Origin of the sequence: Streptomyces sp. NPDC001816 (assembly GCF_042892235.1) — a bacterium.
Classification (GTDB): Bacteria; Actinomycetota; Actinomycetes; order Streptomycetales; family Streptomycetaceae; genus Streptomyces.
This window is the reverse complement of record NZ_JBIATY010000002.1, coordinates 252,913-274,414: the sequence shown is the minus strand read 5'-3', so window position 1 is coordinate 274,414 and position 21,502 is coordinate 252,913. Positions and strand designations below refer to the sequence as shown.

Sequence of the window (21,502 nt, the reverse complement as noted above, 5' to 3'; positions counted from 1 at the left end):
GGGGCACCTGGACCAGGCGCCGGTTCGTCGGAGTGGTGGCGGGCACGGCCGCCGTGGTGACGGTGCCCGCGCCGGCGGCCCCGCCGGCGGCCGGCGCACCGGCCGCAGTCAAGGGACCGGCGACCCGCCCGGCGGATCGGCCGCCCCGGAAGGACCCCCGCCCCCACCCGCTCTACCTCGGCACCTACACCTCCGTCGAGGGCGGCGGCACCGGGATCGGACTGGCCACCTACGACCCGACGTCCGGCCGGATCACCGGCGCGGGGACGATCACCTCGGTGCCCAACCCGTCCTATCTGGCGCTGCATCCGGACGGCCGCACGCTGTACGCGGTCGACGAGCGCCAGGACGGCGCGGTCACCGCCGTACGCGTCGCCGACCGGCGGGTCCTCGGCAGCCGGAGCACCGGCGGGGCGAGCCCCTGCCATCTGTCGGTCCACCCGGACGGCCGCTGGCTGCTGAGCGCCAACTACGGGTCGGGCAGCGTCGCCGTGCACCCCATCGACTCCTCGGGCGCCCTCGGCGAGCGCACAGAGCTGGTCACGCACTCAACGCCGCCACCGGGCCCGGACCAACAGGGCCCGCACGCACACCAGTTCATCACCGGTCCGGACGGCGCTCACGTCCTCGCCGTCGACCTCGGCACGGACACCGTCTACACCTACCGCCTCGACCAGGCCAAGGGCACGCTCACCGAGGCGTCCCAGGCGCACACCCGGCCGGGCGCGGGCCCGCGCCATCTGACCTTCCATCCCGGCGGCCGGTACGCCTACCTGGCCAACGAGGTGGATGACACCGTCGCCGTCTGCGCCTACGACCCGGCCACCGGGCGCCTGACCATTGGTGACCCACAGCCCACGGGCTCGGACTCCGGCACCAACTACCCGGCGCAGATCCTGGTGACCGCGAACGGCTCGTACGCCTTCCTCGCCAACCGCGGCCACAACAGCATCGCGCGCTACGCCGTCGAGGCGGACGGCGCCCGGCTGCGACTGCTCGGCACGGTGCCGGTGGCCGGAGACTTCCCCCGCCAGATCGCCTTCTCGCCGGACGGCCGGCTGCTGTTCGCGGCGAACCAGCGCTCCGGCACGGTCAGTGTCTTCCACGTGGACGCCAAGAGCGGCGAACTGCGCCTGACGGGCGAGCCGTTCGCGTCACCGGTCGCCGTCTGCGCGTTGCCGTTGTAGCGCTGCCGTTGTGGCGCTACGGAAGGAACGCACCGCAACCGGCCCGCGTCCCCCACGCGGCCACCGAAGGGCGCGAACTTTCCCTCATCCGCCCGCCGTTCGCCTCACCAGTCGCCCTCCGCACGCTGCCGCAGCAGCGCACGCGGGCAGGCCGCGGCGCTCGCCTGTGCCAGTAGTGCGTGCATGCGTTCGGTGAGCTGAGTGACGTCGTCGGCAGGCGCGTGGAACGTCAGGCGTACGTCGCCGTGGGCGCGGGTGCGTTCGATGCGCAGGGTGAGGCCGTGCCGGTCGACGGCGAGGGGCGTCACCCGGGTCGCGGCGTGCAGGCTCTCGGGCCGCACGAGCCGGGTGAGCCGTTCGACGGCGTCCGGGTGGGCGTCGGCGAGGTGGGTCAGCAGCCCGGCCTCGGCCGGTCCCAGCGGGTCGGGCCGGGCGGCGGCGAACTCGTCGAGGTCGACGAGCACGGCACCGGACGGCTGCCGCAGCACCACCCGCGTGGGCCGGAAGAGCAGCGAGCCGTCGCCTGCGGGGGCGAACCACCCGGCCAGCCACAGCCTGGCCCGGATGCGCTGCCGTACCGGGACGGGGGCCACGTCGGCGAACTCCAGCACGGCCGACGGCTCCCCGCGCGGGGAGCAGAACGCGGCCGCGAGCAAAGCGCTGTCCTCGGGCACGTCGAGCAGCACCCCGCCGTCCTCGGTCACGGAGTGCGCGCCGACGTACTCCTCGCGGGCACCGTCCGCGGTCACCCCGCACGACCACGCGGCGGCGAGCACCGACCGCGCCCGCTCCGCCGCACCGGGTCCGGCCGCCCAGTCCTGCGTGTCACCCATCCCGAGACCTCCTTAGGTAAGCCTTGCCTAACCTATCGAAGATCCGGGCGCGCGCCAACCACGCCCGGCAAAGACGGGGAGTTACGCGAGGACACCCAGCAGGGCACGCGCACACAGGTCGCGCACCTGGTCCCGGGTCAGCCCGCCGTCGCGCAGCCACTCCAGACAGACGGCCGTGGTGAAGGCGAGCCAGCCGCGCACGGCCAGGCGCACGTGCGGGGCGCTGTCGAGGACGGGACCGAACTCGGGGTCCGCGGCCAGCGCGGCAAGTATCTGCTGCTCCTGGGCGGCGAGGGCCCGCTGGTAGACGCGGCGCACGGCCTGGTCACCGGCCGCGTCGGCGCGGTGGAAGGCACGGAAGCCGTGGGCGTGGGCCTCGACGTAGCCGAGATAGGTGTCGAGGCCGGCGGCCAGCTGCTCGCGCACCGGCACCCCGGGGACCGCCGCCGTCATGCGCAGCATCCGCTCGCTCTCGCGCTCCACGACCGCGGCGAAGAAGTCCCGCTTGGTCGGGAAGTAGTGGTACAGCAGCCCGCGGGAGACTCCGGCGATCTCGGCGACCTGCTCGATCCACACGTCGTCGTAGGGGCTCTCCGAGAACAGCCTCGCGCCAACCGACAACAGCTGCTCACGGCGTTCCTCGGTGCTGAGTCTGCGCCGGGCTCGCTCCCCCTGGTTCGCGGGCATGGCGTCACTTTACTTGACGCGAGTTCAACAAGCGGACCACACTGAATGACGTTATTGAACTCACGTACAACACGCGCGCGTCACAGGTTCGACCATCCGCTGGATCAAGGGAGATCGCGTCATGGCGGGGACGAGGGAGACCGGGCTGCCCAAGGGGTTCCGGGGCGCCGAGCAGGGCTGGCCGGAGCTGCACCGCATCCCGCATCCGCCGCGCCGGCTGCCGCTGGCCGGCGATGTGCTGGGCGTCGACCGGCTCCGGCCCGTGCAGGACTCGATGCGCTTCGGGCGGGAACTGGGCCCGATCTTCCGGCGCCGGGCCTTCGGGAACGAGTTCGTGTTCCTGTGGGGCTCACGCCTGGTCGCCGATCTCGCCGACGAGTCCCGCTTCGCCAAGCATGTGGGCCTCGGGATCGCCAATCTGCGCCCGGTCGCCGGCGACGGCCTGTTCACGGCGTACAACCACGAGCCGAACTGGCAGCTGGCCCACGACGTCCTCGCGCCCGGCTTCACCCGGGAGGCCATGGAGGGCTACCACGGCATGATGCTGGCGGTCGCCGAGCGGTTGACCGGTCACTGGGACCGGGAGCTGGCGGCCGGGCGGGCGGTGGACGTGCCGGGCGACATGACCAAGCTGACCCTGGAGACGATCTCGCGCACCGGGTTCGGGCACGACTTCGGCTCCTTCGAGCGGGACCGGCCGCACCCCTTCGTGTCGGCGATGGTGGGCACGCTCACCTATGCCCAGCGGCTGAACAGCGTGCCCGTGCCGCTGGCGCCGCTGCTGCTGCGCGGTGCCTCCCGGCGCAACGCGGCCGACATCGCCCATCTCGACCGCACGGTCGACGAGCTGGTGGCGGCCCGGCGCCGTTCGGGCGGCGGGGACGGGGACCTGCTGGACCGCATGCTGGCGACGGCCCACCCCGAGACCGGGGAGCGATTGTCGGCGCAGAACGTCCGCAAGCAGGTGATCACGTTCCTGGTGGCGGGCCACGAGACCACCTCGGGCGCGCTCTCCTTCGCCCTGTACTACCTGGCCCGGCACCCGGAGGTCGCCGCCCGGGCCCGCGCCGAGGTGGACCGCGTCTGGGGCGCCACCCCGGAGCCCGGCTACGACCAGGTCGCCAAGCTGCGCTACGTCCGCCGGGTGCTGGACGAGTCGCTGCGGCTGTGGCCGACCGCGCCCGGCTACGCCCGGGAGGCCCGGCAGGACACGGTGCTGGCCGAGGAGCATCCGATGCGGCGCGGCGCCTGGGCGCTGGTGCTGCTGCCGATGCTGCACCGCGACCCGGAGGTGTGGGGCGAGGACCCCGAGCGGTTCGACCCGGACCGGTTCGACGCCGCCGCCGTACGCGCCCGTCCCCCGCACACCTTCAAGCCGTTCGGGACCGGCGCGCGGGCCTGCATCGGCCGCCAGTTCGCCCTGCACGAGGCAACCCTCGTCCTCGGGCTGCTGCTGCGCCGCTACGAGCTGCGGCCGGACCCGGACTACCGGCTCCGGGTCACCGAGCGTCTGACGCTGATGCCGGAGGGCCTGCGGATGCACCTGGAACGCCGCACCGCCCCCGTGCCCGCGGCGGCCACCCCGGTCACGGTCCCGGACGACGGCTCGGGGTCAGCCGGCCGCTGCCCAGTGCACGGGGCGGGTGAGTGACCCCGGCAGCCTGGTGCCGGCGCTGCCCCGGGCCGCGTTCAGCTGCGGCTGGGTGAGGAAGAAGGCGCCGGTGAGGTCCGCGTCGGTCAGGTCTGCGTCGCGCAGGTCGGCGCCGATCATGTCGGCTCCGCGCAGGTCGGCTCCGGTGAGGTCGGCGGCGATGAGGTAGGCACCGCGCAGGCTGGCACCGCGCAGGTCGGCGCCCCTGAGCCGGGCCCCGATGAGATCGGCGCCCCGCCGGTCCTTCCCCTTTCCCTTCCCCTTCTTGCCGTTGGTCCCCTTGCCGCCCTTGTCGTCGGTGACGCTCGCTCGGACCAGTTCGCTGGTGCGGAGCAGGAGCACGTTGACCTCCTGCCGGTGTGCGGCCACGTCCAGCGCGGCCAGCTCCTCGGGGGTCTGCCGGGTGAGCCGCTCGGTCTGCTCCAGCGCCCGGCGCAGATCGGCGTGGACGGGCCGGGCGGCGTCGAGGCCCAGGGCCTCGGTCAGGTACCAGAGCAGTTCGTGCAGCTGGCGCACGACCGGGAACACGTCGAACATCCGGCGGGCGTGCTCCTTCGAGCCCGTACGCCAGTCCTGCCCGCCGAAGGTGATCTGCGAGACCTTCTGCCCCGCGCCGAAGCAGTCGTAGACCGTGCAGCCGGTGAAGCCCTTGTTCCGCAGGTCCGCGTGGACGCCGCAGCGGTGGTCGCCCCGGAGGTTGGGGCAGGGTTTGCCCGCGGGCTTGTCCAGGGCGAAGTCCGCGGACGCGGCGAAGGGCAGGGCAACGCAGCACAGCCCGAAGCACTGGGCGCAGTCGCCGTGCAGGGCGGAAGGGTCGGTGGTCTGATCCGGCATACCGTCCAGCCTACTGACCTGCGGGACTCTCCTGACCACGGCGGCCGGGTCACCCCTCCAGCACGGGCAGGTCCAGCCGGGCGATGCGGTCGGGGTCGGCGAGGATGTACAGGCCGGTGATCCGTCCGTCGACGATGGTGAACGCCGTGACCGACTCGGGTCGTCCCTCGGGCGCGGTGACCAGGCCCACCGCACCGTTGACCAGCACCGGGCGGGCGTACACCGCCAACTGGGAGAACATCGAGGCCTGTTCGGCGACCGTCCGCGCGCCGTGCACGGCCTTGGACGCGGCCGTCCCGCGCACCAGGGCGCCTGCGTCGGCGCGCAGCGTCGCGTCCGGGTGGAGCAGGGCGAGCAGCGCCTCGAAGTCGCCGCCGCGCGAGGCGGCCAGCCAGGCGTCGACCACCTGCCGCTGCCGGCCGAGATCCGGGTCGACCGCGGGGGTCGCCCCCCGCACCCGGCGGCGGGCCCGGCTGGCCAGCTGCCGGGTGGCGGCCGGGGTGCGCTCCACGATCGCGGCGATGTCGTCGAAGGGCACGGCGAACATGTCGTGCAGGACGAACGCCAGCCGCTCGGCCGGGTCCAGGGTCTCCAGGACGACGAGCAGGGCGAGCCCGACCGAGTCCGCCTCCAGCACTTCCGCCTCCGGATCCACCTGGGACAGCGGGCGGACCATCGGGTCGGGGACGAACGTGTCCTCGATCGGCTCCTCGCGGCGGGCGGTGCGCGAGCGCAGCATGTCCAGGCAGACCCGGCCGACGACCGTGGTCAGCCAGCCGCCGAGGTTCCTGATCTCGTCCGTGTCGCTGCGGCCGAGCCGCAGCCACGCCTCCTGGACCGCGTCCTCCGCCTCGGCGAGCGAGCCGAGCATCCGGTAGGCCACCGCGCGCAGTTGCCCGCGGTGCTCCTCGAAGCGGTCGGCGAGGAGGTCGGTGCCGCTCATGGGGTCCCCGTTCGGTGGTGGTTCGTCATCTCGGCTATCGGTGGAACAGCTCGAAGGCCACCGCCGGCTTCCCGCCGAAGCGTTCCCCGGTGGCGGTGGTCGTCTCGGTCAGGAAGTCGCGGACGTACGTCTCCGGGTCCTGTTCGGTCAACGCCTCTATGTAGGTGCGGTGTTCCAGCAGGGAGCGCACCGCGCGCTCCAGGCCGGCTGTCGCGTCCACGGCGTGCGTGGGGCTGCTGGAACCGGCGACGGCCACCCAGCGGACCCCGTTCCAGGGCTCCAGTCCCTGCTCGGCGAGTTCCGGAAAGATCCAGCGGTTCCCGGCGTCCGCGGCCGCGTCCAGCGTGGCGCGGCCCACGGCGACGTGATCCGGGGTGTTCCAGGCGACACCGCCCCACGTGTCGCGGTGGTTGAGGGTGATGACGAGTTCGGGGCGGTGGCGGCGGATCGCGGCGGCGATGTCACGACGCAGCGCGGGGCCGTACTCGATGACGCCGTCCCGGTGGCCGAGGAACTCCACGGCGGTGACGCCGACGACGGCCGCGCTCGCCCGCTGCTCGCGCTCGCGCACCGGACCGCAGGCGGCGGGGTCGAGCGTGTCGATGCCCGCCTCGCCGCGGCTGGCCAGGACGTAGGCGACATCACGACCCGCATCGTTCCAGGCGGCGACCGCGGCCGAACACCCGTACTCCAGGTCGTCGGGGTGCGCGACGACGGCGAGGGCGCGCTGCCAGTCGTCGGGCAGGGGCCGGAGCTGGGTGATCTTCGGCTCGCTCATGGCCGCAGACTATGCGGCCGGGCCCGTGTCGCAACTCCTTTTTCGGCGTGGGTCTCTCGCGGGCGGTACGGCGGCGGTGTGCGGGTCGGCGGACGCGCCCCCGGCGCTCAGCATGACGGCCACGGAGGCCGGGCCGAGGCCCAGTGCGGTACGGCGTTCTTCGACGCCCTCCCCGGTGAGCGCCGCCCGGACACCGGCCAGGGCGGCGGCCCGCCGGGGCCCGAGGACGGTGCACCGCCCAGGACGCGCCCAGCGCATTGAAGGCGGGCAGGCCCAGGCGGCACGTCTCGTCCGTGACGAAGACCCGCCCGACCTCCAACACGGCGGCCAGGGGCGGGGAGTTCGGTCAGCGGCGTGGTGGCGTAGGCGGGCAGTGCGGCATGGAAGTCGCGCACCCCGGAGGGGGCCGGCGGGCAGGTCCAGGACCGGGCGGCCGACCTCGCGGACCACGGCAGAGCCCCCGGGGGGACACGCGCTGTGCCGCACCCCTGCCTCACACCTCGTCGCGGGTCAGCGCGAGCAGTCGGTCCAGGACCCGGGGCGCTCCGGCGCGCAGGCCGTCGTGCTCGAACTCGTCGGTCACCCAGGTGCGCAGGCCGCGGACGGCGCGGGCGGTCTGCAGGGAGTGGGCGGTGTCCACGTACATGTCGTCGTGGTAGATCGCCGCGGCGACCGGGACCTCGTTGGCGGCGAGGCGGGCGGGGTCGTACAGCGGCTGCCAGTCGGTGCGGGCAGCGAGCAGCTCGGCGGTCTCGCGCAGCGGGCGCAGGGCCGGGTCGGTGTCGAACATCCAGGGGTGGACCGTCTCGCCCGTGAACAGCACCGGGGCGTCGCCGGCGATCGCCTTGGCCGCGTCGAACTGCGGGAACTCCGTGCGGACCCGCTCGGCGGCCCAGGCGGTGGGCCGGGTGTCCTGGCCGTAGATCGCCTCGTGGACGAGCGCGTACAGCGGGTGCCCCGCATACGACAGCAGGCCCTGGACCGCTTCCTGGAAGGCGTCGGACAGGTCGAAGCCGCCGGGAGTGCGGACGAAGGCGTCCTCCAGGAGGTAGTGCAGCCGGTGGCTGCCGTCGCTCGCGCCGAGCATCAGGCCCAGGGACTGGAACGCCTCCACGGTGAGGCGGTAGCCGCCCGGCAGCACGACGTCGTGGGTGAGGAGGTGGTCGGCGATGCGGCGGGCCCGCTCCACGTCCTGGGGGTAACGGGCGTAGTGCGCGGCGACCTTGCGTTCGATGCGCGGGTAGGCGGCCCGGTAGACGTCGTCGGCGTGGGCGTCGAGGGAGGGCAGTCCGCCGGTGATGACGGCGGTGCTGAGCCCCTCGGGGGCCAGGGAGAGGTACGACACCGTGCAGAAGCCGCCGAAGCTCTGGCCGAGCACGGTCCAGGGGGCGCCACCCGTCACCTCGGCGCGGATGGCCTCGCAGTCGCGGACGATCGAGTCGGCGCGGAAGCGGGTGAGGTAGCCGGCCTGCTCGGCGGGGCCGCCGCGCAGCGGGAGCGTCTGCCGGGTGGCGGGTGTGGAGCGGCCGGTGCCGCGCTGGTCGAGCAGGAGGACGCGAAAGTCCTCGAGGGCGCGGTCGAGCCAGGCCTGCCGTCCGGCGAAACGGTTCGCCCCGAAGCCGGGCCCGCCCTGCAGATACAGCAGCCAGGGCAGGTCCTGGCCCGCCTTGTCACTGGCGACTGCCTCCCGGGCGTACAGCTCGATGGTCTCGCCGTCGGGGTCGCCGTGGTCGAGGGGCACGGTGAAGTGACGGTCGGTGAGGACGACGCCGGGCTGGCGGTAACTGATGCTCAACGGGTCTCCCGGGACGGATGGGTCGGACGCGTCCCAGTTCAGCACATGGACGGCGGTGAGCCGAGCCCCGGGATCATGGTTCGTTACTGAACTTCCGGTCAGCGGGCGGCCAGGCTGGAGCGGCGCACCACCAGCTCCGGCTGGAGCACCACGCGCCGGTGCTCATGGGCGCCGGCTCCGCCCTCGGTCTCGGCCTCCTCCAGCAGCAGCTCGGCGGCGAGGGCGCCCATGGTGACGGCCGGCTGCCGTACGGAGGTCAGCGGTACGGCGGCCGCGGCGGCGAACTCGATGTCGTCGTAGCCGACGATCGCGAGGTCGTCCGGAACGGTGACGCCCGCCGCGTACATGGCCTGCAGGACACCGAGCGCGAGCAGGTCGTTGGCGCAGAAGACGGCGGTGGGGCGGTCGGCGAGGCCGAGCAGGCGGGCGCCCGCGTCCCGGCCGGCGGCCACGTCGAGCCGTTCGGTGGGCAGCTCGCGCAGCGCGTCCGGGCCGAGGCCGGCCTCGGCGAGGGCGTTCAGCGCGCCGGTGCGGCGGTCGCGGACCTGGTTGAGTCCGGGCGGGCCGCTGACGTAGGCGACGGAGCGGTGTCCGGCGTCGACCAGGTGGCGGACGGCGAGGGCGCCGCCCGCCACGTCGTCCACGGAGACCGAGCACTCGGTGGTGCCCTCGGCGACCCGGTCGACCAGCACGAACGGAATGCCGTGCCGGCGGAAGGCCGCGATGTTGCGGCCGGTGGCGTCGGCCGGGGTGAGCAGCACCCCGCGCACCCGCTGCTCGGCGAAGAGGGAGAGGTACTCGGCCTCCTCGGCCGCGTCCTGCGCGCTGTTGCAGACCATCACGCCGACCCCGGCCTCGCGCGCGGCCCGCTCGGCCCCGCGTGCGACGTCCACGAAGAAGGGGTTGCCCATGTCGAGGACGAGCAGGCCCATGATCCGGCTGCGGCCCGCGCGCAGCTGGCGCGCGGACTCGCTGCGGACGTAGCCGAGCCGGTCGATCGCGGACAGCACCCGGGCCCGGGTCTCGCTGGCGACGGTGTCCGGGCGGTTGATGACGTTCGACACCGTGCCCACCGACACTCCGGCGGCGCGGGCGACGTCCTTGATACCCACCGACTGGGCCATCGGGCGGGGACCTCCAGGGAAACGAGGGGCGGCGGGAAGGCCTTCACATTACCGTCATCGCCGCCCAGAACAGACCGGTCACGCGGGGAGTGCGAAGTCCACGACATGCAGGGGCGAGGGGGTGGTGCCGCTGGACTTCTCCTGGTACATGAAGGACAGCACGTTGTCGGCCCGCACGCGCATTTCGTCGATCACGACCTCCCCGAACGCGTTCAGGTCGCCGCCGTCGTACAGCAGCGCCCAGTCCGTGTACCCGGAGGACTTGGAGGCGCCGACGATCCGGCCGTACGGGAAGATCGCGTAGGCGTTGTCGTACCTGTCCAGGACCAGCTTGGTGCGCTGGCTGGAGTTCAGCGCGACGGGGATCTCGGTCTTCTGCCAGCTGCCGGAGGAGTTCTTGCGCAGGTGGAAGGCGCGGCCGTGCGCGGTGCGGTCGGCGACGTAGTTCGTGGTGCACTGGCCGAGGCGGCCGGGGACGTAGCTGATGATCGCGTGCGGCAGGCCGGCCGAGTCGGTGGCCTGGCTCTCCTGGTTCATCAGGGAGTGGTCCGGGTTCAGGGAGTCGACGACGAGCCCGGCGTCGCCCACGGCGACCGTGTCCGAGGTGCCGGTGGTGCCCACGACCGTGCCCGCGTCGTTGCGCCAGGTGCGGCCGCGGTCGGTGGAGTGGACGTAGCCGGTGTCGTGGTTGGTGATGCCGTCGCTGTTGCACATCACGGCGGCGTTCTGCTCGCGCCAGGTGAAGAAGGCGTGCAGCCGGCCGCTCGTGTCGTAGTCGATGCCGTGCAGGTACATGTTGCGGGCGGTGCTGGAGCCGTGCGAGCCGGCGTAGGTGCCGGTGGAGCTGGTCCACTCCCCCAGCGCGGTCCAGGACGAACCGTCGTACTCGGCAAGGGCGTTACGGCCGTTGCCGGAGATGCCGACCCGGTAGCTGAGCTGGAGCCTGCCCTCGGGCGTGGAGACGAACTGGGGGTAGGTGAACTGCGAGGTGAGCGCGAGCCCGTCGACGGTCGTCTGTACGGCACCGAAGACGGACGAGGTCCAGGACGTGGACGCGGGGTTGTCCAGGAGTCCGGCGACGGACTTGACGTAGAAGAAGCGGTCGCTGTGGGAGTCCATGGTGAGGTGGAGGCGGCCGTCGGTCTTCGAGACGCCCATGGAGATGACGTTGTGGGAGTCGTCGCTCTTGAGGGTGTGGGACAGGGTGACGGTCGACCAGGTGGAGGCGCCGAGGACCCGGCGGGCGACGACGGCGTTGCGGGTCGAGGTGTACCAGGCGGCGTACTGGTGGCCCTTGTAGGTCAGCAGGCCGTTCTTCTGGAAGGAGTTGTTGTTGACCAGGCCGTCGTAGGACACGAAGTAGAGGGCCTGGCCGTCGAGTCGGGTGGTGCCCTTCTTGGTGACGGACGGGCCGGGGTCGGCCGCGTTCGCGGTGCCGGGGGCCGCCGCGGCGGCCAGAAGGGCGGTCGCCGGCACGGTGCGTCTTCTCATCAGCGAGACTCCAGGGGTCAGGCCAGGTGGAACACTTCGGTGAGCGGTTTCATGGCCTCGTCGGGCCGGGCGCCGTCCAGCGACTCGAAGAACGGCGCCATCTCCGCCTGCCAGCGGGCGTTGACGTCGGCGGCCTCCATGCCGGCCTGGGCTGCGGCGAAGTCCTCGGTCTCCAGGTAGCCGACGAGCAGGCCGTCCTCGCGCAGGAAGAGCGAGTAGTTGTGCCAGCCGGTCGCCCGCAGGGCGTCGAGCATCTCCGGCCACACGGCGGCGTGCCGCTCGCAGTACTCGTCGAGCCGATCCGCCCGGACCTTCAGCAGGAAGCACACGCGCTGCATCAACAGCCCCTCGGCCACTAGAAGTTGAACCGGTCGATGTTCTTTGCGTCGAACACGGTCGGCTTGCCGAGGTTGATCACGCCGTCCTTGCCGATGGTGTACGTCGCGTCGCCGGCCTTGAAGGTCTCGCCCTCCTTGCCGGTGATCTGCCCGGACACCAGGGCGACGGCGGTGCGGGCGGCGAGGTCGCCGAGCTGGGCCGGGTCCCACAGCTCGAAGGCGTCGACGGTGCCGTTCTTGACGTACTTGCGCATGTCGTTGGGGGTGCCGAGGCCGGTCAGCTTGACCTTGCCCTTGTACTTGGAGCCGGACAGGTACTGCGCGGCCGTCTTGATGCCGACGGTGGTCGGGGAGATGATCCCCTTCAGGTTCGGGTACTCCTGGAGCAGGCCCTGGGTCTGCTGGAAGGACTGCTGGGCGTCGTCGTTGCCGTAAGCGATCTTGACCAGCTTGATGTTCTTGTACTTGGGGTCCTTCAGCTCGTCCTTCATGTAGCCGATCCAGGTGTTCTGGTTCGTCGCGGTCTGCGCGGCGGACAGGACGGCGATCTCGCCCTTGTACCCGATCTGCTCGGCCAGCAACTGCACCTCGGTACGGCCCAGGTCCTCGGCGGACGCCTGCGAGACGAAGGCGTTGCGGCAGCCGGGGTTGGTGTCGGAGTCGTAGGTGACGACCTTGATGTCGTTGCTCATGGCCTGCTTGAGCGCGGTGCACAGCGCCCCCGGGTCCTGCGCGGACACGGCGATCGCGTTCACCTGCTGCTGGGTGAGGGTGTTGACATAACTCACCTGCCCGGCGGTGTCGGTGGCGCTGCTCGGGCCCACCTCCTTGTACCTGGAGCCCAGTTCGGTGAGGGCCTTCTCGCCGCCCTTGTCGGAGGTGGTGAAGTACGGGTTGTTGACCTGCTTGGGCAGGAAGCCGACGGTCAGCCCCTTCTTGGTGGCCGCGTTCGGATCGGCCTTGCCGGCGGAGGCGGCCGAGGTGTTCTCCGACTTGACGTCGTTCTTGGTGGTGCCGCCGCAGGCGGTGAGGGCGAGGGCGAGGGAGGTGGCCGCGGCGAGGGCGGCGCCGGTGCGGCGGATGGATGACGCGTGCATACCGTGATCCTTCGTGCGAGGGTGAGTGGACGCGCCCCAAAGGGGCGCGGGGCTGTGTTCATGTGCGGCTCCGCCGCGATGGGGGTCCCCCCTGTTCGAGCGAAGCCGAGAACTTGGGGGAGCGACCAGCCACGGACGGCCCGCAGTTTCAGGACGGCCTTCTCAGCGGAGCGATCTGGCGTGCGACCCGGGGGCCGAGCACGGAGACGACCAGCAGCACGCCGGTCACAACAATCTGCGACTGCGCGGAGACGTTCAGCAGGCTCATCACGTTCTGCAGCGCACCGAGCAGGAAGACACCCGCGATCGCACCGCCCAACGTGCCCTTGCCGCCGTCGAAGTCGATCCCACCGAGCAACACGGCGGCGACGACGGCGAGTTCGAGCCCGGTGGCGTTGTCGTAACGCGCACTGGCGTAGTGCAGAGCCCAGAAGATCCCGGTGAGCGAGGCCATCGACCCGGTCACCGTGAACAGAATCAGCTTGTGCCGCCTGACCCTGATCCCGGCGAACCGCGCCGCCTCCTCGTTGGCACCGATCGCGAACAGCGACCGGCCGAACGGGGTGGCGTGCAGGACGACCACGGCGACGGCGAGCAGCACGAGGAAGGGCAGGAAGGCCTGCGGGATGAACGTGTTCCCGATCCGCCCCGCCGCGAAGTCCAGGTACTGCGTGGGGAAGTCGGTCACCGCGTCGGAGCCGAGCACGATCTGCGCGATGCCCCGGTAGGCGGCGAGCGTGCCGATGGTGACGGCGAGGGAGGGCAGGCCGAGCCGGGTGACGAGGAGGCCGTTGACCAGCCCGCACACCACGCCGAGCAGGAGACAGATCGGGATGATCGTCTCGATGGCCATGCCCTCGTTCCACAGCCTGCCCATCACCGCGCCCGACAGGCCGGCGGTGGAAGCCACCGACAGATCGATCTCACCGGAGACGACGAGCAGCGTCATGGGCAGGGCGATCAGGGCGATCGGCAGCGTGTTGCCGATCAGGAACGACAGGTTCAGGGCGTTCCCGAAGCCGTCGACCGTGCCGAACGACAGCAGCAACAGGACGACCAGGAGTGCGCCGACCACGGTGTCCCAGCGGATCGCGCGTGTCAGGGACTCAGGCATGGCGGGCCTTCCTCTTCTTCAGGGCGGCGGCCACCCGCAGTGCGACGATCCGGTCGACGGCGATGGCGAGCAGCAGCAGGACGCCGTTGATGGCGAGCACCCAGACGGAGCTGACGCCGAGGGCGGGCAGCACACTGTTGATCGAGGTGAGCAGCAGTGCGCCGAGGGCGGCGCCGTAGACGCTGCCGGAGCCGCCGGTGAAGGCGACGCCGCCGACCACGACCGCGCTGACGACGGTGAGTTCGTAGCCGTTGCCGGTGCCGGAGTCGACGTTGCCGAACCGGGCCAGGTACAGGGCGCCGGCAAGTCCGGCGAGGGCGCCGCAGAGGGTGTAGGCGGCCAGGATCCGCTTGCGGACGGGGATGCCGGCGAGGCGGGCGGCCTCCGGGTTGGAGCCGAGGGCGTACAGCTCACGCCCGCTGCCGAAGTGTCTGAGGTAGTAGGCGGTGGCGACGAGTACGGCGAGGGCGATCAGGGCCGGCCAGGGGATCGCGGGGAGTCCGCCGGAGCCGAAGTCCACGAATCCGCCGGGGAGATCGGCCGCGGTGATCTGCCGGGAGCCCACCCAGATCGAGTCGATGCCGCGGATGATGTAGAGGGTGCCGAGGGTGACGACGAGCGCGGGCACCTGGCCGAGGCTGACGAGCAGGCCGTTCAGGAGCCCGAAGGCGACGCCGAGCAGGACGGCGAGGGCGATCGCGACGACGGGGTTCCCGCCTCCGTGGAGGTAGGTGCCGGCCGCGAAGGCGCTGATGCCGAGGGTGGAGCCGACGGACAGGTCGACGTTCCTCGTGATCACCACCAGGGACTGGCCGGTGGCGACCAGCACCAGGATCGTGGCGTTGAGCAGCAGGTCCTTGATGCCCTGCTCGGACAGGAACTCGCTGTTGCCCGCCTGGGTGACGGCGATCATCACCAGGAAGACGACCAGGATGGCGAGTTCACGCATCTTGAAGACGCGGTCGACCAGGCGGGTGCCGCTGGACCGCGGCACCTCGGCGGGCGGTGCGTGGTCGGGCGCGGTCACCGTCATGCGGCGGCCCTCCCGGTGGCTGCGGCCATCACGGTTTCCTCGGTGGCTTCGGAGCGGGGGATCTCGGCGGTGATCCGTCCCTCGTGCATCACCAGCACACGGTCGGCCATGCCGAGGACCTCGGGCAGATCGGAGGAGATCATCAGGACGGCGACCCCGTCGGCGGCGAGCTGAGACAGCAGCCGGTGGACCTCGGCCTTGGTGCCGACGTCGATGCCGCGGGTGGGCTCGTCCACGATCAGTACCTTCGGGCCGGTGGCCAGCCACTTGGCGAGGACGACCTTCTGCTGGTTGCCGCCGGAGAGGGTGGAGACGGCGTCGGCGATCCTGGCGTACTTCACCTGGAGCTTCACCGCCCAGTCGAGGGAGCGGCTGCGTTCGGCGCCACGGTCCACCAGCCCGGCCTTCACGGCCGTACGCAGCCCGGTCAGGCCGATGTTGCGTTCGATGGACATGTCCATCACCAGGCCCTGCGCGCGCCGGTCCTCGGGGACCAGGGCGAGTCCGGCGGCCATCGCGGTGGAGGGCGCGCCGTTGGTGAGCCTGCGGCCGTCGACCTCGACCTCCCCCGCGTCCCAGCGGTCGACGCCGAAGACCGCGCGGGCGACCTCGGTGCGACCCGCGCCGACGAGCCCGGCGAGGCCGACGATCTCGCCGCGGCGGACCTCGAAGGAGACGTCGGTGAAGACGCCCTCGCGGGTCAGCCGGCGCACGCTCAGGGCGACTTGGCCGGGCGTGACGTCCTGCTTGGGGTACAGCTCGTCCAGGTCGCGGCCGACCATGCGGCGGACCAGGTCGTCCTCGGTCATACCGTCCAGGGCATCGCTGGCGATCCAGGTCCCGTCCCGCAGCGTGGTCACCCGCCGGCAGATCTGGAAGATCTCCTCCAGCCGGTGGGAGATGAACAGGACGGCGGCGCCCTGTTCGCGCAGGGTGCTCACGACGCCGAAGAGGCGGGCGACCTCGCTGCCGGTCAGGGCGGCCGTGGGCTCGTCCATGATCAGGACGCGGGCGTCGAAGGAGAGGGCCTTGGCGATCTCCACGATCTGCTGGTCGGCGATCGACAGGCCGCGGGCCGGGCGGTCGGGGTCGAGGTCCACGCCGAGCCGCCGCATCAGGGCCGCGGTGGCCGCGTGCGTGGCCTTGTGGTCGATCCGGCCGAGGGCGCGACGGGGCTGGCGGCCCATGAAGATGTTCTCGGCGATCGACAGGTCGGGAAAGAGGGTCGGTTCCTGGTAGATCACGGCGATACCGGCGCCGCGGGCGTCGCCGGGGCCGTGGAAGACGACGGGCTCGCCGTCGAGCAGCACCTGACCGGCGTCCGGTCGGTACACGCCGGCGAGCGTCTTGATCAGGGTCGACTTGCCCGCGCCGTTCTCGCCGGCGAGGGCGTGCACCTCGCCGGGGAACAGCTCCAGGGAGACGCCGCGCAGGGCGCGTACGGCGCCGAAGGACTTGGACACGTCCCTCAGGGCCAGCACCGGGGCCGGTCCCGGGTCAGGCGGGTGGGTCATGGATGGCTCCTCGACGACGCCCGCGGCGATCCCACGGCGTGAAAGGTTTCAACTGGATTGCCGGGACGTTAGGCATCCCGGCCATGTCCCGTCAATGGGTCCGTGTCGAAAAGATTTCGACAGCCGAAGTTCGCGGCCGGGTCACGGAGATCAGGGTTGGTCGGAGCGCTTGACACCCCTCGGGAGGGCTCATAGCTTGCCGTTCTGAATCGTTTCATACATTCCGTCGTTCAGCCGGACCCCACAGGAGCCCTCAAGTGACCGACCTCGCCGCGGTGAAGGCCGCGCTCAAGACCCAGGCCGTCGAGACACCGTCGTGGGCGTACGGGAACTCGGGGACACGGTTCAAGGTGTTCGCCCAGCAGGGCGTTCCACGCACTCCGCAGGAGAAGGTGGAGGACGCGGCGCAGGTGCATGCGTTCACCGGTGTTGCGCCGAGGGTTGCCCTGCACATCCCTTGGGACAAGGTGGACGACTACGCGGCCCTGGCCAAGTTCGCGGAGGAGCGCGGCGTGAAGTTGGGGGCGATCAACTCCAACACGTTCCAGGACGACGACTACAAGCTCGGCAGCATCTGCCATCCGGATGCGGCGGTGCGCCGTAAGGCCGTCGATCATCTGCTGGAGTGCGTCGACATCATGGACGCGACGGGCTCCACCGATCTGAAGCTGTGGTTCGCGGACGGTACGAACTATCCCGGGCAGGACGATGTACGGGCGCGGCAGGACCGGCTGGCCGAGGGCCTCTCCGAGGTGTACGCGCGGCTGGGGGACGGTCAGCGGATGCTGCTGGAGTACAAGTTCTTCGAGCCGGCGTTCTACACGACCGACGTCCCGGACTGGGGTACGGCGTACGCCCACTGTCTGAAGCTCGGGCCCAAGGCGCAGGTCGTGGTGGACACCGGGCACCACGCGCCGGGCACCAACATCGAGTTCATCGTCGCCACGCTGCTCAGGGAGGGGAAGCTCGGGGGGTTCGACTTCAACTCGCGGTTCTATGCGGATGACGACCTGATGGTGGGGGCCGCGGATCCGTTCCAGCTGTTCCGGATCATGTACGAGGTCGTGCGTGGGGGTGGGTTCACCTCCGAGGTCGCGTTCATGCTCGATCAGTGTCACAACATCGAGGCGAAGATTCCGGCGATCATCCGGTCCGTCATGAACGTGCAGGAAGCGACGGCCAAGGCTTTGTCGGTGGATCGGTCGGCGTTGGCTGCGGCGCAGGTCTCCGGTGATGTGCTCGGTGCCAATGCGGTGTTGATGGATGCATACAACACGGATGTACGGCCGTTGCTTCGTGAGGTGCGGGAAGAGATGGGGATCAATCCGGATCCGATTGCCGCGTATGCCCGGTCGGGGTGGGCGCAGAAGATCGTCGCTGAGCGGGTTGGTGGTCAGCAGGCCGGGTGGGGGGCGTAAGCGTCTGCGGGGTTCTGTTCGTGTGCGGGGTGCGGGCCGGTTGTGGCTGGTCGCGCCCCGCGGCGGAGCCGCTGATCAATACAGCCCCGCGCCCCTAGGGAAATGCACTCGCCCTCTTTCACATAAGGACTGAAGTTCATGGCACCGCACCACGAGGCCGCCGCCCTGCTCGGCCGCTCCCATCGGCTCGGCGCCGATCCGCGCAATACCAACTACGCCGGCGGAAACGCCTCCGCCAAAGGCACCGACACCGACCCCGTCACCGGCGGTGACGTCGAGCTGATGTGGGTGAAGGGGTCCGGTGGTGACCTCGGTACGCTCACCGAGGCGGGGCTCGCCGTGTTGCGGCTGGACCGGCTGCGGGCGCTCGTGGACGTCTACCCGGGTGTCGAGCGCGAGGACGAGATGGTCGCCGCCTTCGACTACTGCCTGCATGGCAAGGGCGGGGCGGCTCCCTCCATCGACACCGCCATGCACGGACTCGTGGACGCCCCGCACGTCGACCATCTGCACCCGGACTCCGGCATCGCGCTCGCGTGCGCCGCCGACGGGCAGAAGCTGACCTCCGAGTGCTTCGGGGACAGCGTGGTGTGGGTGCCGTGGCGGCGGCCAGGGTTCCAGCTGGGGCTGGACATCGCCGCGATCAAGGAGGCCAACCCGCGGGCCATCGGGTGCGTCCTCGGCGGGCACGGGATCACCGCCTGGGGATCGACGTCCGAGGAGTGCGAGCGGAACTCGCTGCACATCATCCGCACCGCCGAGGCCTTCCTGGCGGAGAAGGGGAAGGCGGAGCCGTTCGGGGCGGTGATCGAGGGGTACGAGGCGTTGCCCGAGAGCGAGCGGCGGGAGCGGGCCGCCGCCCTCGCGCCGTACGTGCGGGCCATCGCCTCCCAGGACAAGCCCCAGGTCGGGCATTTCAACGACTCCGACGTCGTGCTCGACTTCGTGACGCGGGACGGGCATCCCCGACTCGCCGCGCTCGGCACCTCCTGCCCGGATCACTTCCTGCGGACCAAGGTACGGCCGCTCGTGCTCGATCTGCCCCCGTCCGTGCCCGTCGAGGAGGCCGTCGCCCGGCTGCGGGAGCTGCACGCCTCCTACCGCGAGGAGTACGCCTCCTACTACCAGCGGCACGCGCTGCCCGACTCCCCCGCCCTGCGCGGCGCCGACCCGGCGATCGTGCTGATTCCCGGCGTGGGGATGTTCTCCTTCGGCAAGGACAAGCAGACCGCCCGGGTGGCCGGTGAGTTCTACGCCAACGCGATCAACGTGATGCGCGGGGCCGAGGCCGTGTCCACGTACGCGCCGATCGAGGAGTCGGAGAAGTTCCGCATCGAGTACTGGGCGCTTGAGGAAGCCAAGCTCCAGCGGATGCCGAAGCCGAGGGCGCTGGCCACCCGGGTGGCCCTCGTGACCGGGGCGGGCAGCGGGATCGGGAGGGCGATCGCGCATCGGCTCGTGGCCGAGGGGGCGTGTGTCGTCGTTGCCGATCTCAACGGCGAGAACGCGTCCGCCGTGGCGGAGGAGCTGGGCGGGCCCGACAAGGCCGTCGCCGTCACCGTGGACGTGACGGACGAGGAGCAGATCGCCGGCGCCTTCCGGGCCGCCGTGCTCGCCTTCGGTGGCGTCGACCTCGTGGTGAACAACGCCGGCATCTCCATCTCCAAGCCGTTGCTGGAGACTTCGGCCAGGGACTGGGACCTCCAGCACGACATCATGGCCCGTGGCTCCTTCCTCGTCTCGCGGGAAGCGGCTCGCGTGATGATCGCGCAGGGGCTGGGCGGGGACATCGTCTACATCGCCTCGAAGAACGCCGTCTTCGCGGGCCCGAACAACATCGCCTACTCCGCAACCAAGGCCGACCAGGCGCATCAAGTGCGGCTGCTGGCGGCCGAGTTGGGTGAGCACGGGATCCGGGTGAACGGGGTCAACCCGGACGGTGTCGTGCGGGGCTCCGGGATCTTCGCGGGCGGCTGGGGTGCTCAGCGGGCCGCCGTGTACGGGGTGCCGGAGGAGAAGCTGGGCGAGTTCTACGCGCAGCGGACCCTCCTGAAGCGGGAGGTGCTGCCGGAGCATGTGGCGAACGCGGTGTTCGCGCTCACCGGCGGGGACCTCACGCACACCACAGGGCTGCACATCCCGGTCGACGCGGGTGTGGCGGCCGCGTTCCTTCGATGAGCGCGGGCATGAAGTCGTACGCCGCCGTCGATCTCGGCGCGTCCAGCGGGCGCGTGATGGTCGGGCGGGTCGGGTCCGACGCGCTGGAGCTGAGCGAGGCGCACCGGTTCCCGAACCGGCCCGTGCGGGTGCCGGAGGGGCTGCGCTGGGACGTCCTCGCGCTGTACGCCGGTGCGCTGGGCGGGCTGCGGGCGGCCGGTGCCCACTGCGGTGGACGGCTCGACTCCGTCGGCATCGACAGCTGGGCCGTGGACCACGGCCTGCTGGACGCCGACGGGGCCCTGCTGGGCAACCCGGTGCACTACCGCGACGCCCGCACCGAGGGCGTCGCGGAGAAGGTGTGGGCGAGTGTGCCGGCCGCCGAGCTGTACGCGGCGACCGGGTTGCAGTACGCCCCCTTCAACACCCTGTACCAGCTCATGGCGGCTCGCTCGACGGCCCAGTTCGCCCACGCCAGGCGGCTGTTGCTCATCCCGGACCTGCTGACGTACTGGCTGACCGGCGAGCAGGGCACCGAGCTGACCAACGCCTCCACGACCCAGCTGATCGATCCCCGGACGCGCGCGTGGTCGTACGACGTCGCCGAGCGGCTGGGGATCGACCTCGGGCTGTTCGCGCCGCTGCGGCAGCCGGGTGATCCGGCGGGTGTGCTGCGGGCGGAGGTGCTGGAGGAGACGGGGCTCACGGGCCCGGTGCCGGTGACGGCCGTCGGGTCGCACGACACCGCCTCGGCGGTGGCCGCGGTACCGGCCGCCGGTGGGCGCTTCGCCTACATCTGCACCGGCACCTGGTCCCTGGCCGGCCTGGAGCTGGAGGCGCCGGTGCTCACCGAGGAGAGCCGGGCCGCGAACTTCACCAATGAGCTGGGGCTCGACGGCACGGTCCGCTATCTGCGCAACATCATGGGTCTGTGGCTGCTCCAGGAGTGCGTACGGGCCTGGGGCGAGCCCGATCTGGGGCTGTTGCTGCGCGAGGCCGCCGGGGTGCCGACGCTGCGGTCGGTCGTCGACGCGGGGGACGAGGCGTTTCTGGCTCCGGGGCGGATGCCGGAGCGGATCGCCGAGGCGTGCCGGGCCTCGGGGCAGCCGGCGCCCGGTACGCGGGCCGAGATCACGCGGTGCATCCTCGACTCGCTGGCCCTCGCGCACCGTCGGGCCGTCGAGGACGCGCAGCGGCTGGCCGACCATCCGGTGGACGTCGTGTACGTCGTCGGCGGCGGAACGCGCAACGCGCTGCTGTGTCAGCTGACGGCCGACGCGTGCGGGTTGCCGGTGGTGGCGGGCGCCACGGAGGCGGCCGCCCTCGGCAACATCCTCGTACAGGCCCGCACCCACGGGCTGGTCGGTGACCTCGACGACATGCGCCGGCTGCTCACCCGTACCCAGCCGCTGACCCGGTACGCGCCGCGGGGCGATACGGCGCGCTGGCGGGAGGCCCAGGCCCGGCTCGCCACGCGGTGAGTCGCCCTCTGCCCCCGGCGGTGTCCG

At 71.6% G+C, this 21,502-nt stretch carries 18 protein-coding genes; 5 read left to right on the top strand and 13 right to left on the bottom strand.

Annotated elements, in window-relative coordinates; translation table 11 throughout:
• The first annotated feature begins 35 nt into the window (after positions 1-35).
• Entirely contained in the window at positions 36-1,187 is a 1,152-nt protein-coding gene (locus ACFYZZ_RS06930) for a lactonase family protein (protein ID WP_389173650.1), read from the top strand.
• A 104-nt stretch (positions 1,188-1,291) separates the two neighbouring features.
• On the opposite strand, the gene ACFYZZ_RS06925 is transcribed toward ACFYZZ_RS06930, so the two are convergent.
• Both ACFYZZ_RS06925 and ACFYZZ_RS06920 read right to left on the bottom strand, forming a co-directional pair.
• Positions 1,292-2,020, bottom strand: a complete 729-nt coding sequence (locus tag ACFYZZ_RS06925) for a DUF2470 domain-containing protein (protein ID WP_389172466.1) — start codon at positions 2,018-2,020, stop codon at positions 1,292-1,294.
• An 81-nt stretch (positions 2,021-2,101) separates the two neighbouring features.
• Positions 2,102-2,707 carry a TetR/AcrR family transcriptional regulator gene (locus tag ACFYZZ_RS06920; RefSeq protein WP_386578001.1) on the bottom strand — a complete coding sequence of 202 codons (606 nt, stop codon included), beginning with the start codon at positions 2,705-2,707 and terminating at the stop codon, positions 2,102-2,104.
• A gap of 121 nt (positions 2,708-2,828) precedes the next feature.
• Here ACFYZZ_RS06920 and ACFYZZ_RS06915 point away from each other — a divergent pair, with 121 nt between their 5' ends.
• The gene (locus tag ACFYZZ_RS06915; RefSeq protein WP_389172465.1) at positions 2,829-4,358 is read left to right on the top strand and encodes a cytochrome P450; all 1,530 of its coding nucleotides are present in this window, start codon (positions 2,829-2,831) and stop codon (positions 4,356-4,358) included.
• Here the strand turns inward: ACFYZZ_RS06915 and ACFYZZ_RS06910 are convergent.
• From ACFYZZ_RS06910 to ACFYZZ_RS06860, 11 genes are all read right to left on the bottom strand, one after another.
• Positions 4,320-5,192 (bottom strand): pentapeptide repeat-containing protein, encoded by an 873-nt coding sequence (locus ACFYZZ_RS06910; protein WP_389172463.1) that lies wholly within the window; start codon positions 5,190-5,192, stop codon positions 4,320-4,322. The two genes, ACFYZZ_RS06915 and ACFYZZ_RS06910, sit on opposite strands and share 39 nt — an antisense overlap.
• Positions 5,193-5,241: 49 nt before the next feature.
• A complete protein-coding gene (gene sigJ, locus ACFYZZ_RS06905; RefSeq protein ID WP_389172461.1) occupies positions 5,242-6,135 on the bottom strand; it encodes an RNA polymerase sigma factor SigJ in 894 nt (297 codons plus the stop codon).
• Between the two features lie 34 nt (positions 6,136-6,169).
• Positions 6,170-6,913 carry a PIG-L deacetylase family protein gene (locus ACFYZZ_RS06900; RefSeq protein ID WP_389172459.1) on the bottom strand — a complete coding sequence of 248 codons (744 nt, stop codon included), beginning with the start codon at positions 6,911-6,913 and terminating at the stop codon, positions 6,170-6,172.
• Between the two features lie 493 nt (positions 6,914-7,406).
• Positions 7,407-8,708, bottom strand: coding sequence for an alpha/beta fold hydrolase (locus tag ACFYZZ_RS06895; RefSeq protein ID WP_389172457.1), 1,302 nt, complete (start codon positions 8,706-8,708; stop codon positions 7,407-7,409).
• A gap of 98 nt (positions 8,709-8,806) precedes the next feature.
• On the bottom strand, positions 8,807-9,832 hold the full coding sequence (locus ACFYZZ_RS06890) for a LacI family DNA-binding transcriptional regulator (protein ID WP_389172455.1): 1,026 nt from the start codon (positions 9,830-9,832) through the stop codon (positions 8,807-8,809).
• Positions 9,833-9,910: 78 nt separating this feature from the next.
• Positions 9,911-11,323 carry a BNR repeat-containing protein gene (locus ACFYZZ_RS06885; protein ID WP_389172453.1) on the bottom strand — a complete coding sequence of 471 codons (1,413 nt, stop codon included), beginning with the start codon at positions 11,321-11,323 and terminating at the stop codon, positions 9,911-9,913.
• Positions 11,324-11,340: 17 nt separating this feature from the next.
• Entirely contained in the window at positions 11,341-11,661 is a 321-nt protein-coding gene (locus tag ACFYZZ_RS06880) for an L-rhamnose mutarotase (protein WP_389172452.1), read from the bottom strand.
• Between the two features lie 17 nt (positions 11,662-11,678).
• On the bottom strand, positions 11,679-12,758 hold the full coding sequence (gene rhaS, locus ACFYZZ_RS06875; protein WP_389172450.1) for a rhamnose ABC transporter substrate-binding protein: 1,080 nt from the start codon (positions 12,756-12,758) through the stop codon (positions 11,679-11,681).
• A gap of 148 nt (positions 12,759-12,906) precedes the next feature.
• The gene (locus ACFYZZ_RS06870) at positions 12,907-13,872 is read right to left on the bottom strand and encodes an ABC transporter permease (protein ID WP_389172448.1); all 966 of its coding nucleotides are present in this window, start codon (positions 13,870-13,872) and stop codon (positions 12,907-12,909) included.
• The gene (locus ACFYZZ_RS06865) at positions 13,865-14,905 is read right to left on the bottom strand and encodes an ABC transporter permease (protein ID WP_389172446.1); all 1,041 of its coding nucleotides are present in this window, start codon (positions 14,903-14,905) and stop codon (positions 13,865-13,867) included. Before ACFYZZ_RS06865 ends, ACFYZZ_RS06870 begins: the two co-directional genes overlap by 8 nt.
• Complete coding sequence (locus tag ACFYZZ_RS06860) at positions 14,902-16,419, bottom strand: sugar ABC transporter ATP-binding protein (protein WP_389172445.1); 1,518 nt, start codon at positions 16,417-16,419, stop codon at positions 14,902-14,904. Before ACFYZZ_RS06860 ends, ACFYZZ_RS06865 begins: the two co-directional genes overlap by 4 nt.
• A 257-nt stretch (positions 16,420-16,676) precedes the next feature.
• Here ACFYZZ_RS06860 and rhaI point away from each other — a divergent pair, with 257 nt between their 5' ends.
• From rhaI to ACFYZZ_RS06845, 3 genes are all read left to right on the top strand, one after another.
• The gene (rhaI, locus tag ACFYZZ_RS06855; RefSeq protein WP_389172443.1) at positions 16,677-17,837 is read left to right on the top strand and encodes an L-rhamnose isomerase; all 1,161 of its coding nucleotides are present in this window, start codon (positions 16,677-16,679) and stop codon (positions 17,835-17,837) included.
• Between the two features lie 138 nt (positions 17,838-17,975).
• Positions 17,976-20,015 carry a bifunctional aldolase/short-chain dehydrogenase gene (locus tag ACFYZZ_RS06850; RefSeq protein WP_389172441.1) on the top strand — a complete coding sequence of 680 codons (2,040 nt, stop codon included), beginning with the start codon at positions 17,976-17,978 and terminating at the stop codon, positions 20,013-20,015.
• Positions 20,016-20,023: 8 nt separating this feature from the next.
• Positions 20,024-21,475 carry a rhamnulokinase family protein gene (locus tag ACFYZZ_RS06845; RefSeq protein WP_389172440.1) on the top strand — a complete coding sequence of 484 codons (1,452 nt, stop codon included), beginning with the start codon at positions 20,024-20,026 and terminating at the stop codon, positions 21,473-21,475.
• Positions 21,476-21,502 lie beyond the last annotated feature (27 nt).